The 12590-nt window shown below is 70.3% G+C and carries 11 protein-coding genes; 5 read left to right on the forward strand and 6 right to left on the reverse strand.

Translation table 11 applies throughout. From position 1 onward, the window contains the following. Positions 1–33: 33 nt before the first annotated feature. Entirely contained in the window at positions 34–786 is a 753-nt protein-coding gene (locus ACIGXP_RS20780; RefSeq protein ID WP_363220494.1) for an ABC transporter ATP-binding protein, read from the reverse strand. Then, positions 783–1289, reverse strand: a complete 507-nt coding sequence (locus ACIGXP_RS20785; protein ID WP_363220493.1) for a PadR family transcriptional regulator — start codon at positions 1287–1289, stop codon at positions 783–785. The genes ACIGXP_RS20780 and ACIGXP_RS20785 overlap by 4 nt, the downstream gene beginning before the upstream one ends. A 131-nt stretch (positions 1290–1420) precedes the next feature. On the opposite strand from ACIGXP_RS20785, the gene ACIGXP_RS20790 reads away from it, so the two are divergent. The 5 genes from ACIGXP_RS20790 to ACIGXP_RS20810 all read left to right on the forward strand — a co-directional run bounded on the left by ACIGXP_RS20790 (position 1421) and on the right by ACIGXP_RS20810 (position 8021). Further along, positions 1421–2692 (forward strand): ABC transporter substrate-binding protein, encoded by a 1272-nt coding sequence (locus tag ACIGXP_RS20790; protein ID WP_399770223.1) that lies wholly within the window; start codon positions 1421–1423, stop codon positions 2690–2692. A 135-nt stretch (positions 2693–2827) separates the two neighbouring features. Beyond that, positions 2828–4438 (forward strand): glycoside hydrolase family 13 protein, encoded by a 1611-nt coding sequence (locus tag ACIGXP_RS20795; RefSeq protein ID WP_363217118.1) that lies wholly within the window; start codon positions 2828–2830, stop codon positions 4436–4438. A 40-nt stretch (positions 4439–4478) separates the two neighbouring features. Continuing rightward, positions 4479–5804, forward strand: a complete 1326-nt coding sequence (locus tag ACIGXP_RS20800; protein WP_363217117.1) for an ABC transporter substrate-binding protein — start codon at positions 4479–4481, stop codon at positions 5802–5804. Positions 5805–5815: 11 nt separating this feature from the next. Further along, on the forward strand, positions 5816–7171 hold the full coding sequence (locus ACIGXP_RS20805) for a carbohydrate ABC transporter permease (RefSeq protein WP_399770226.1): 1356 nt from the start codon (positions 5816–5818) through the stop codon (positions 7169–7171). Positions 7172–7181: 10 nt separating this feature from the next. After that, positions 7182–8021 carry a carbohydrate ABC transporter permease gene (locus tag ACIGXP_RS20810; protein WP_363217115.1) on the forward strand — a complete coding sequence of 280 codons (840 nt, stop codon included), beginning with the start codon at positions 7182–7184 and terminating at the stop codon, positions 8019–8021. A 49-nt stretch (positions 8022–8070) separates the two neighbouring features. Here ACIGXP_RS20810 and pgl read toward each other — a convergent pair whose 3' ends face one another. From pgl to tal, 4 genes are read right to left on the reverse strand one after another with little or no spacing between them, the layout of a single operon-like run. Further along, positions 8071–8853, reverse strand: coding sequence for a 6-phosphogluconolactonase (gene pgl, locus ACIGXP_RS20815; protein ID WP_399770229.1), 783 nt, complete (start codon positions 8851–8853; stop codon positions 8071–8073). Further along, a complete protein-coding gene (opcA, locus tag ACIGXP_RS20820) occupies positions 8850–9923 on the reverse strand; it encodes a glucose-6-phosphate dehydrogenase assembly protein OpcA (protein WP_399770232.1) in 1074 nt (357 codons plus the stop codon). The genes pgl and opcA overlap by 4 nt, the downstream gene beginning before the upstream one ends. Continuing rightward, positions 9920–11467, reverse strand: coding sequence for a glucose-6-phosphate dehydrogenase (gene zwf, locus ACIGXP_RS20825; RefSeq protein ID WP_363217112.1), 1548 nt, complete (start codon positions 11465–11467; stop codon positions 9920–9922). Before zwf ends, opcA begins: the two co-directional genes overlap by 4 nt. Position 11468: 1 nt before the next feature. Continuing rightward, positions 11469–12587 carry a transaldolase gene (tal, locus tag ACIGXP_RS20830; RefSeq protein WP_399770236.1) on the reverse strand — a complete coding sequence of 373 codons (1119 nt, stop codon included), beginning with the start codon at positions 12585–12587 and terminating at the stop codon, positions 11469–11471. Positions 12588–12590: the final 3 nt, after the last annotated feature.

The raw sequence follows: 12590 nt of genomic DNA on the forward strand, positions 1-12590 counted from the left end.
CCTTCGGGGCGCTGTCCGGACCGCGTACCACCATCAGTCCCTCAGCTCCAGCACGCCCGAGATCCCCGACTTCCGGGACGGGGGTGCGCCGTCCAGGCGCGCGTCGTCGGCTATGCGGCCGTCGAAGAAGCTGATGACGCGGTCGGCGGCGCTCGCCAGCCGGGCGTCATGGGTGACCAGCACGATGCTCTGCCCGCGCCCGTGGAAGCGGGACAAAAGCCGCATCACCTCCCGTGTGCCCTTGCTGTCCAGGCTTCCGGCGGGCTCGTCGGCCAGCAGCAGTGGCGGATGGTTGACCAGGGCCCGGGCGAGCGCGACCCGCTGCTGTTCGCCGCCGGACAGCTCGCCCGGCATGCTGCGCTCCTTGCCCGCGAGCCCCAGCTCGGCCAGCAGCTCCTCGCGTTCGGCGCGCGCCTTCTTCGGCGGGACGCCGGCCAGCAGCGCGGGCAGCTCGACGTTGTCGGCCACCGACAGGTTCGACACCAGGTTGAAGAACTGGAACACGATCCCGATCGCCTTGCGGCGCTCGACCGCCCAGCGGGCCTCGCTGAAGGAGTCCGTGCACCGGCCGTCGAGCCAGATGCTGCCCTCGTCGGGCCGCTGCAGCCCGCCGAGCAGATGCAGCAGCGTGGACTTCCCGGCGCCGGACGGGCCGGTGATCGCGACGAACTCGCCGCGGGCCACGGACAGATCGACCCCGCGTACGGCATGTGCGGGCGCGCCCTCGCCGTGGTGGGTCTTCACCAGGCCCTCGGCGCGCAGCACCGCAGCAGCGTGCTCGCTCATTCCAGTTCCTCCTGGCACCGCTCCAGCCAGTCGAGGTCGGCCTGCAGATGCAGCATCGCGCCCTCGATGAGCAGGTGGGCGATTCGGTTGTCCCGGCTCTCGGCCGCGGCCAGTTTCGACAGGTTGCGCATGGTGGTGAGGTACTGGCGCCGCTGCTTGTTGATGAGGGCTATCTGGTCGGCGAGACCGGTCTGCGGGGCGAGGGCGAGTTTCATGAAGAACTCGTCCCGCACCCGCGGCTCGTCCTCGGTCTCCTCGAACCAGGCGTGCAGCGCCTCGCGCCCGGCGTCGGTGAGGTGGTAGACCTTCTTGTTGGGCCGGCTGGACTGCTCGACGTCCTCGCCCTCGATCAGTCCCGTCTTCTCCAGGCGGCCGAGGGTGACGTAGATCTGGCCGACGTTCGGCTGAGGGTACGCGGAGCCCAGCAGTTGCTCAAGGTCCTGCTTCAGCTCGTAGCCGTGAGCCGGGCCACGGGCGAGGAGTGCCAGGAGGGGCAGGCGCACTCGTGCTGTCCTCCTGTCTGCTCACAATGTGCTCCAGGCCCTAGTATCGCCCATACCTAACAGGTATACATGGCCTCTGACTCCCGGGCGAGGGTGCCCGGAGCCGTGTGTACGCGTTCAGGGAGGAACCTATGCGGTGGATCCACGCCGCCGGTAGGGGCCTCCTCGTTCTCGCCGTGATCATGGCCGGGTACGTCGCCTCCGGCGCACAGGCCGACGAGGTCGCGGGCGAGGGCCGCGGCCCGCTCACCCTGGCCACCGCCGGCGACCTCACCGGCTATCTCGGCCCGCTGCTCCAGGGCTGGAACCGCACCCATCCCGGCGAGAGGGTCACCCTGGTCGAGCTGCCGGACTCCGCCGACGAGACCCATGCGCAGATGACCACCGACCTGCGCGGCGGCGACCGGGGCCGCTTCGACGTCCTGAACATCGACGTCAACTGGACCTCGGAGTTCGCGGCGGCCGGCTGGATCCGCCCACTGCCGCGCGACCGCTTCCCGCTGAAGAGCTTCCTGCCCCCGGTCGTGGACACGGCCACCTATGACGGACGACTGTACGCGGTCCCATACGTCACGAATGCCGGACTCCTCCTGTATCGCAAGGACGTGCTCGCCAAGGAGGGTGTGCCCCCGCCGCGCACCTGGGCCGAGCTGGAGCACGACGCCAAGACGATTGCGCCGAAGTACGGACTCGGCGGCTACGCGGGCCAGTTCCTGCCCTATGAGGGGCTCACCGTGAACGCGGCCGAGGCCGTCTACTCGGCGGGCGGCACGATCCTCGGCGACGAGGGCACCCGGGTCACCGTCGACTCGGCCGCCGCGCGCGAGGGCATCGGCTTCCTCGCCCGCGGCATCCGCGAGGGCTGGATACCGAGGGCGGCGCTGACGTACAAGGAAGAGGAGTCCAAACAGGCCTTCCAGGACGGCAGGCTGCTCTTCCTGCGGAACTGGCCCTATGCGTACGCCGTCGCCTCGGCCAAGGGCTCCAAGGTCGCCGGGAAGATCGGCGCCGTACCGATCCCCGGCCCCGACGGGCCGGGGACGAGTGTGCTCGGCGGCTCGAACCTCGCCGTCAACTCCCATACGCCGCACCCCGATTCGGCCGCGCGTCTGATCGCCTACCTCACCAGTGCGCCCGTTCAGCGCCAGGTGCTCAGCCGGGGTGCGCTGCCACCCGTGCGGGCCGCGCTCTACCAGGACCCCGCACTGGTCCGGCGGTTCCCCTATCTGCCGACCCTGCGCACCGCCGTGCTGACCGCCGCCCCGCGCCCCAAGAGCGCGCGCTACGACCAGGTCAGCCTGGTGGTCCAGGCGGTCGTGCAGGACGCCCTGACGGGGCACGAGACGCCTGCGGCGGCGGTGCGCCGACTGGCGCGGGAGCTGGCGGCCGTCTCCGGCCGCTAGTTACTTGTTAAGTAACGCCAACGTCTCATCTGCCGTCCGAGTGTATAGATAAGTCCGGATTTGCCGCTCCGACTTGGCAGTAACCAACGTTCTTTTCATTGACACCTTCGCGATACGCCTACCTAACATGCATGCATGTTGAGTAAGCACCACTGGTGGCGCGACGCCGTCATCTACCAGGTGTACGTCCGCAGCTTCCTGGACAGCACCGGCGACGGCATCGGCGATCTGGCCGGGGTCCGCGCGGGGTTGCCGTATCTGAAGAAGCTCGGTGTCGACGGCATCTGGCTGAGCCCCTTCTACCCCTCGCCGCAGCACGACCACGGCTACGACGTGGCCGACTACTGCGACGTCGACCCGCTCTTCGGCGACCTCGCCGAGTTCGACCTGCTGATGGCGGCGGCCCGGCGGCTCGGCATCAAGGTGCTGCTCGATATCGTCCCCAACCACTGCTCCAGCGAGCACCCGTGGTTCCGCGAGGCACTGGACAGCGCACCCGGCACCCGGGCCCGCGCCCGCTTCCACTTCGCCGACGGCCGCGGCCCGGACGGCAGCGAGCCGCCCAACAACTGGCACGCCATGTTCGGCGGCCCCGCCTGGACCAGAGTCGGCGACGGCCAGTGGTACCTGCACATGTTCACGCCCGAGCAGCCCGACTGGAACTGGCGCAACCCCGAGGTCGCCGCCGAGTTCGACCGCGTCCTGCGCTTCTGGCTGGACCGGGGTGTCGACGGCTTCCGCATCGACGTCGCCGCCGGCCTGTACAAGCACCCCGAACTGCCCGACTCCGACGACCCGGAGGCCGACGCCCGCACCCGCGACTCGGTCAACCCGCTCGCCTGGAACCAGCCCGAGGTGCACGAGGTGTGGCGGCAGTGGCGCGCGACCTGCGAGGAGTACACCGCCCGCGACGGCCGCGAGCGCCTCCTCGTCGGCGAGGTCTCCGTCCCCACCGCCCGCGAACACGCCCTGTACGTCCGCCCCGACGAACTCCACCAGGCCTTCTTCTTCGACCTGCTCGGCGCCCCCTGGGACGCCGACGCCTTCCGCAAGGTCATCTGCGAGGCCATGCAGGACATCGCCGGCACCGGCTCCACGGTCACCTGGGTCCTCAACAACCACGACCAGGTCCGCACCGTCACCCGCTACGGCGAACCCGCCACCGAGAGCAGCGGCCTCGGCGCCGCCCGCGCCCGCGCCGCCGCACTGCTGATGCTGGCGCTGCCCGGAGCCGCGTACATCTACCAGGGCGAGGAGCTGGGCCTGCCCGAGGTCGTCGACCTGCCCGACGACGTCCTCACCGACCCCATCTTCCGCCGCACCGGCAGCCGCGCCCGCATACGCGACGGCTGCCGGGTCCCGCTGCCCTGGTCCGGGCAGGCCTCCCCGTTCGGCTTCACCTCCGGCGCCGAGTCCGCCAAGCCCTGGCTGCCGCAACCGGAGTACTTCGCCGAGTACGCCACCGACCGGGCCCTCGCCGACACCCGCTCCTTCTGGCACCTGTACCGCGACGGACTCCAGCTGCGGCACTCCCTGCCCCAGTTGGGCGAGGGCACGCTGCGCTGGCTGGACTCCCCGCCCGGCGTCCTCGCCTTCACCCGCGGCGACGGCCTGGTCTGCGCCGTCAACTTCGGTACGGCCCCCACGCCCGCACCCGTCTCAGGCACCCCCCTGCTCTCCAGCGGCCCCTGCCCGGCCGGCGTACTGCCCGGCGCCACGGCCGCCTGGTGGCTGAGCGACCTCTGACCCCGATCCGTCACCTCCCATCCCCGAAGGGACATCAACGATGATGCGACGACGTACCACCCTGCTCACCGGCTGCACGGCCGTCACCCTGGCCCTCGGTGCCACCGCCTGCGGCGGCGGACCGGTCTCGGCCGGCGGCGGCGACAAGGCGCTCAGCGGCCAGACCGTCACCGTGGCCGGCGTCTGGACCGGCAGCGAACAGAAGAACTTCCAGAAGGTGCTGGACGCCTTCACCGCGAAGACCGGCGCCAAGACTCAGTTCATCTCCACCGGCGACAACGTCTCCACCGTCGTCGGCAGCAAGATCGAGGGCGGCAACGCGCCCGACGTCGTGATGGTCCCGCAGGTCGGCGTCCTCGACCAGTTCGCGAAGAAGGGCTGGCTCAAGCCGCTGTCGCCGGCCACCCGGCAGACGGTCACCGCCGACTACGCACCCGTGTGGAAGAAGTACGGCAGCGTCGACGGCACCCTGTACGGCCTGTACTTCAAGGCCGCCCACAAGTCGACCGTCTGGTACAGCCCCGACGCCCTCACCCAGGCCGGGGTCAAGCCGCCGAAGACGTACGACGAGCTGCTCAAGGCCGGGCACACCGTCTCCGACTCCGGCCTCGCCGCCTTCTCGGTGGCCGGCCAGGACGGCTGGACCCTCACCGACTGGTTCGAGAACATCTACCTCTCCCAGGCCGGACCCCAGAAGTACGACGCCCTCGCCGCGCACAAGCTGAAGTGGACCGACCCGTCCGTCGCCAAGGCGCTCACCACGCTCGGCAAGCTGTTCAAGGACAAGCAGCTCATCGCCGGAGGCCAGAAGGAGGCCCTGAACACCGACTTCCCGAGCTCGGTGGAGAAGGTGTTCGGACCCAAGCCCGAGGCCGGCATGGTGTTCGAGGGCGACTTCGTGGCCGGTGTCGCGCACGACCAGTTCGGCAAGGCGATCGGCAAGGACGCGAACTTCTTCCCGTTCCCCGCGGTCGGCGGCGGCACGGCACCGGTGGTCAGCGGCGGTGACGCGGCCGTCGTCCTCAAGGACGGCAAGAACGCCAAGGCCGGTATGAAGCTCCTGGAGTACCTGGCCACGCCAGAGGCCGCGGCCGTGTGGGCGAAGGCGGGCGGCTTCCTGTCCCCGAACAAGAAGCTCGACCTCGCCTCGTACAGCGACGACGTCACCCGCGCCACCGCCAAGTCCCTGGTCGGCGCCGGGGACTCGGTCCGCTTCGACATGTCCGACCAGGCACCCGCGGCCTTCGGCGGCACCAAGGGGGCCGGCGAGTGGAAGCTGCTGCAGGACTTCCTGCGCGACCCGTCCGACCCGAAGGGCACCGCGGCGAAGCTGGAAGCCGCGGCGGCCAAGGCCTACCAGGACTGAGCGGCAGCACCATGACCGCCACCACTGTCGAGAAACAGCAGGCGGCCCAGCCGACCGCCGCCGGCCCGGCGCCCGTGCGCCGCGGCCGGCGGCGCGCCCGGCTGATCGCCCTGCTCTTCGTCTTCCCCGCCCTGCTCCTGCTCGGCGCGCTCGTCGTCTACCCGGTGCTGTTCTCCGTCGGCCGCAGCTTCTTCGACGCCTCCGGCACCCGGTTCGTGGGCGGCGACAACTACGCCGAGATGTTCCGCGACCCGGCGACCCTGAAGGCCATCCGCAACACCACCATCTGGGTGGTCGTGGCCCCGGCCCTGCTCACCGGCCTCGGTCTGATCCTGGCCGTCCTGGTGGAGAAGGTCCGCTGGGCGACGGCGTTCAAGCTGCTGCTCTTCATGCCCATGGCGGTGTCCTTCCTCGCCGCCGGCATCATCTTCCGGCTCGCCTACGACGAGGACCCGAACAAGGGCGTGCTCAATGCGGCCGTGGTCTCCGTCCACGACGCCTTCAAGGGCACGTCGTCGTATCCGACGGCCCGGGGCCGTCAGGGTCTGCTGACCCAGGACAAGGACGGCTCCTGGAGTACGACCGCCGCCGGCGGCCACTCGGTGACGCTCCCGATGGTCGGCGTCCTGCCCAAGGACCTGCCCAAGGGAGCCGAGCCCGCTGCCGCGGCGGCCTCCCGCAAGGCCGGACCCGGCGAGCTGCGCGGTGTCGTCTACCTGGACTTCACCCCAGGCGGGGGCGGCAGACAGGGCAAGGTCGACCCCAAGGAGAGCGGACTGCCGGGCATGAAGGTCGAGGCGGTGCGGGACGGCGCCACGGTCGCGAGCACGACGACGGCGGCCGACGGCTCCTTCCGCTTCTCCGGGCTGCACGCGGGCTCGTACACGGTCACACTCCCCGAGTCCAACTTCGCGCCGCCCTACCAGGGCGTCTCCTGGCTCGGCCCGACCCTCGTCACCCCGGCGATCATCGGCGCCTACCTGTGGATCTGGACCGGCTTCGCGATGGTCCTGATCGGCGCGGGCCTGTCCACGCTGCCCAGGGACGCGCTGGAAGCGGCCCGGATGGACGGCGCGAACGAGTGGCAGATCTTCCGCCGGATCACGGTCCCGCTGCTCGCACCCGTGCTCACCGTGGTCTTCGTGACCCTCGTCATCAACGTGATGAAGGTCTTCGACCTCGTCTACATCATCGCGCCCGGACCCGTGCAGGAGGACGCCACCGTCCTCGCCACCCAGATGTGGCTCGTGTCCTTCGGCGGCGGCAACAACCAGGGCCTCGGCAGCGCCCTCGGCGTGCTGCTCCTGCTCCTGGTGATCCCCGCGATGGTCTTCAACGTCCGCCGTTTCCGCAGCAGTCAACGATGAGGAGTCAGCGATGAACGCCCTACGGCGCTCCCTGGGCAACGGTCTCGTCCAGGCCGTCCTCGTGGTCATCGGCCTGGTCTGGCTGACCCCGCTCGCGGGACTGTTCCTGTCCTCCATGCGCTCGGCGCAGGACACCGCGAAGGGCGGCTGGTGGACGGCCCTGACGAGCCCCGGCCAGCTGTCCTTCGACAACTACTCGGCGCTGCTGAAGAACTCCGGGATGACACAGGCCTTCTGGAACACGGTCCTGATCTCGGTACCGGCCACGACCCTCGTCGTGGTCATCGCCGCCCTCGCCGGATACGCCTTCGCCTGGCTGGACTTCCCGCTGCGGGAGCCGCTCTTCCTGCTGGTGGTGGCCCTGCTGGTGGTGCCGGTCCAGATCGGCCTGCTGCCGGTGGCCAAACTCTTCGGCGCCCTGGGCCTGTTCGGCACGATCCCCGGTGTCGTCCTGTTCCACGTGGCGTACGGGCTGCCGTTCGCGGTGTTCCTGCTGCGCAACTACTTCGCGGAGATGCCCAAGGAGATGCTGGAGGCCGCGCGGATGGACGGTGGCAGCGAGTGGCGCATATTCACACGCCTGGTGCTGCCGGTGGGCCGGCCCGCGATCGCCTCGCTCGCGATCTTCCAGTTCCTCTGGGTCTGGAACGACATGCTGGTCGCCCTGCTCTTCGCCGACAGCTCCTCCCAGCCCCTGACCGTGGAACTCCAGTCGCAGATCCGCCAGTTCGGCAGCAACATCGACGTCCTGGCACCAGGCGCGTTCCTGTCCTTGATCGTGCCGGTGGTGGTGTTCTTCGCGTTCCAGCGGCACTTCGTGCAGGGCGTGATGGCGGGGTCCGTGAAATGAGTGACGGCGGGAACCGAAGTTCCCGCCGTCCGCTACTCCTTGGTGCGCCTCACGGCGACGCAGGCGGATACAGCGACCGGGGCAGCTGCGAAGCCGCAGCCGCGTCCAGCAGCCACAGGGTGCGGGCACGGCCGTACGCCCCCGCCGCCGGTGCCTGGATCTCACCGGCGCCCGACAGGGCGATGGCCGCGGCCTCCGCCTTGTCCTCGCCGGCCGCGAGCAGCCACACCTCGCGGGCCGACCGGATCGCCGGAAGGGTCAGGCTGATCCGGGTCGGCGGCGGCTTGGGCGCGCCGTGCACGCCGACCACCGTGCGCTCGGTCTCCCGTACGGCCGGCAGCTCCGGGAAGAGCGAGGCCACATGGGTGTCCGGACCGACGCCCAGCATGAGCACGTCGAAGGTGGGCACCGAGCCGTGGTTCTCCGGCCCGGCCGCCTTCGCCAGCTCCATCGCGTACGCCGTGGCCGCCGCGTCGACGTCCGTGCCGTACGGGCCGTCGGAGGCGGGCATGGCGTGCAAGCGCTCCGGGTCCAGCGGGACGGAGTCCAGCAGCGCCTCACGGGCCTGCGTGACATTGCGCTCGGGGTCGCCCTCGGGGAGGTAGCGCTCATCTCCCCACCACAGGTCCAGGCGCGCCCAGTCGATGGCGTCCCGGGCCGGCGCCGCCGCCAGCGCGGCCAGCAGGCCGTTGCCGTTGCGCCCGCCCGTGAGGACCACGGACGCGGTGCCCCGGGAGGCCTGCGCGTCCACGATCTTCGTGATCAGGCGGGCCGCGGCGGCCTGCGCCATCAGTTCCTTGTCGCGGTGGACGACCAGCTGCGGAGTGCTCACTTTGCCGTTGCCTTCCTCGCCGGTGCCTTCTTCGCGGTCTTCGCGGCGGCCTTCTTGGCCGGCGCCTCGGGCGCTTCCGCTTCGGGCTCGGGCTCGGCCACCGGGTCCTGAACGGACTGAGCGGACTGGACGGACTGTTCCGGCACCGTGTTCAGCCGCTCCACGCCGTAGCGCAGTGCCGACGCATAGGTGTCGTCCGGGTCGAGCCGGCGCAGTTCCTCCGCGATCAGCTCGGCGGTCTCCCGCCGCTTCAGCGCCACCGCGCGGGCCGGCTGGCCCTCGATGGACAGCGTGGCCAGCGAGCCGTCCGCCCGGTCCAGCACGATCGGACCGCAGTCGGTGGCCATGCGGACGGCCGTCAGGCCCGGGCCTGAGGACAGCGAGCGCTTCACCGGCACGTCCAGCCGGTCCGCGAGCCACATCGCCAGCAGCTCACAGCTCGGATTGAACTCCTCGCCCTCCACCTCGACGGCCTGCACCTCACAGACCACCTGGTCCAGGGCCGCCGCGAGCATCGAACGCCATGGCGTGATCCGGGTCCAGGACAGGTCGGTGTCGCCGGGCGTGTAGGCCGCGGCGCGGGCGGACAGCTCCCGCACCGGCTGCTCGGCGGCGTAGGTGTCGGTGACCCGGCGCTGGGCGAGCGCGCCCAGCGGGTCCTTCGCCGGGTCCAGCGGGGCGTTCACCGGCCACCACACGACGACGGGCGCGTCCGGCAGCAGCAGCGGCAGCACCACCGAGTCGGCGTGATCGACGACCTCGCCGTACAGCCGCAGGACCACCGTCTCGCCGGTGCCCGCGTCCGCGCCCACCCGCACCTCGGCGTCCAGCCGCGAGGACGTGCGGTCGCGCGGGGAGCGGGAGACCCGCTTGATGACCACCAACGTGCGCGAAGGGTGCTCGCGCGACGCCTCGTTGGCGGCCTTCAGGGCGTCGTAGGCGTTCTCCTCGTCGGTGACGATGACGAGGGTGAGGACCATGCCGACGGCGGGCGTGCCGATGGCGCGACGGCCCCGCACGAGCGCCTTGTTGATGTCGCCGGCGGTGGTGTCGGTCAGGTCTATCTTCATGGCCGGCGCCAGCTCCGTCCGTCTCGTGCGAGCATCTCGTCCGCCTCGGCGGGTCCCCAGGTGCCCGACTTGTACTGCGCGGGCCTGCCGTGCTTGTCCCAGTACTCCTCGATCGGGTCGAGGATCTTCCAGGACAGCTCGACCTCCTCCGTGCGCGGGAAGAGGTTGGCGTCGCCGAGCAGCACGTCGAGGATCAGACGCTCGTACGCCTCCGGGCTGGACTCCGTGAACGACTCGCCGTAGGCGAAGTCCATGGAGACGTCCCGGATCTCCATCGAGGTGCCCGGCACCTTCGAGCCGAAGCGGACCGTCACGCCCTCGTCGGGCTGGACGCGGATGACGATCGCGTTCTGGCCCAGCTCCTCCGTCGCCGTGGTGTCGAAGGGGGAGTGCGGGGCCCGCTGGAAGACCACGGCGATCTCCGTCACGCGGCGGCCGAGGCGCTTGCCGGTGCGCAGATAGAAGGGAACGCCCGCCCAGCGGCGGTTGTCGATCTCCAGCTTGATCGCCGCATACGTGTCGGTCTTCGACTGCGGGTCGATGCCCTCCTCTTCGAGGTAGCCGATGACCTTCTCGCCGCCCTGCCAGCCGCCCGCGTACTGCCCGCGCACGGTGCTGCGGCCCAGATCCCTGGGCAGCCGTACCGCGCCGAGCACCTTCTCCTTCTCCGCGGCCAGTGCGTCCGCGCCGAAGGAGGCGGGCTCCTCCATGGCCGTGAGGGCCATGAGCTGGAGCAGATGGTTCTGGATGACGTCACGGGCGGCGCCGATGCCGTCGTAGTAGCCGGCGCGACCGCCGATGCCGATGTCCTCGGCCATGGTGATCTGCACGTGGTCCACGAACGACCGGTTCCAGATCGGCTCGAACATCGTGTTGGCGAACCGCAGCGCCAGGATGTTCTGGACCGTCTCCTTGCCGAGGTAGTGGTCGATCCGGAACACCTGGTCCGACGAGAACACCTCGTGCACGACCTTGTTCAGCTCCTCGGCCGACTCCAGGTCGTGGCCGAACGGCTTCTCGATGACCGCGCGCCGCCAGGAACCGCCCGACTGGTCGGCCAGCCCGTGCTTCTTCAGCTGCTGGATGACCACCGGGAAGGAGCGCGGCGGCACCGACAGGTAGAAGGCGAAGTTGCCGCCCGTGCCCTGCGCCTTGTCCAGCTCCTCGATGGTGGCGCGCAGCCGCTCGAAGGCGTCGTCGTCGTCGAAGGTGCCCTGGACGAAACGCATCCCCTGGATGAGCTGCTGCCAGACCTCCTCACGGAACGGCGTGCGCGAGTGCTCCTTCACCGCGTCGTGCACGACCTCGGCGAAGTCCTCGTGCTCCCAGTCGCGGCGGGCGAAGCCCACCAGCGAGAAGCCCGGCGGCAGCAGACCCCGGTTGGCGAGGTCGTACACCGCGGGCATCAGCTTCTTGCGTGACAGGTCGCCCGTGACACCGAAGATGACCAGACCGGACGGCCCCGCGATCCGCGGGAGCCGTCGGTCGGCCGGGTCACGAAGCGGGTTCGCTCCGGAACCGGGAAACCCAGCAAGGGGGGTCAACTCAGCCCTCCGAAGGGGCGAGGCGCTCGAGCTCCGCCTGGGTGGACTTCAGCAGGTCGTTCCAGGACGCCTCGAACTTCTCGACGCCCTCGTCCTCCAGCACCTGCACGACGTCGTCGTAGGAGACGCCGAGCCTCTCCAGCGCGTCCAGGTCGGCGCGCGCCTGCTCGTAGGTGCCGGCGACGGTGTCACCGCTGATCTCGCCGTGGTCCTCGGTGGCCTCCAGCGTGGCCTCCGGCATGGTGTTGACCGTGTTCGGGGCGACCAGCTCGGTGACGTACAGCGTGTCCGGGTACGCCGGGTCCTTCACACCGGTCGACGCCCACAGGGGACGCTGCTTGTTGGCGCCCGCCTTCTCCAGCGCGTTCCAGCGGTCCGAGGAGAAGACCTCCTCGTACGCCTGGTACGCGAGGCGCGCGTTGGCGACGGCGGCCTTGCCGCGCAGCGCCTTGGCCTCGTCGGTGCCGATGCCCTCCAGGCGCTTGTCGATCTCGGTGTCCACGCGGGACACGAAGAAGGACGCCACGGAGTGGATCAGCGACAGGTCCAGGCCGCGCTCCTTGGCCTTCTCCAGGCCGGAGAGGTAGGCGTCCATGACGGCGCGGTACCGCTCCAGGGAGAAGATCAGGGTGACGTTGACGCTGATGCCGAGGCCGATCGTCTCGGCGATCGCCGGCAGACCCGCCTGGGTGGCCGGGATCTTGATCAGGGTGTTGGGGCGGTCCACCAGCCAGGCCAGCTGCTTGGCCTCGGCGACGGTGGCCTTGGTGTTGTGCGCCAGGCGCGGGTCGACCTCGATGGAGACCCGGCCGTCCTTGCCGCCGGTGGCGTCGTAGACCGGGCGCAGGATGTCGGCGGCGTCGCGGACGTCCGCCGTGGTGATCATGCGGATGGCCTCTTCGACGGTGACCTTGCGGGCGGCGAGGTCAGCGACCTGCTGCTCGTATCCGTCGCCGGCCGAGATCGCCTTCTGGAAGATCGTCGGGTTGGTGGTGACGCCCACGACGTGCTGCTGGTCGATCAGCTCGGCGAGGTTGCCGGACGTGATCCGCTTGCGCGACAGGTCGTCCAGCCAGATCGCGACGCCTTCCTCGGAGAGGCGCTTGAGTGCGTCTGTCATGGA

The organism is Streptomyces sp. NPDC053069 (assembly GCF_044546895.1).
In the GTDB taxonomy this organism is placed as follows: domain Bacteria; phylum Actinomycetota; class Actinomycetes; order Streptomycetales; family Streptomycetaceae; genus Streptomyces.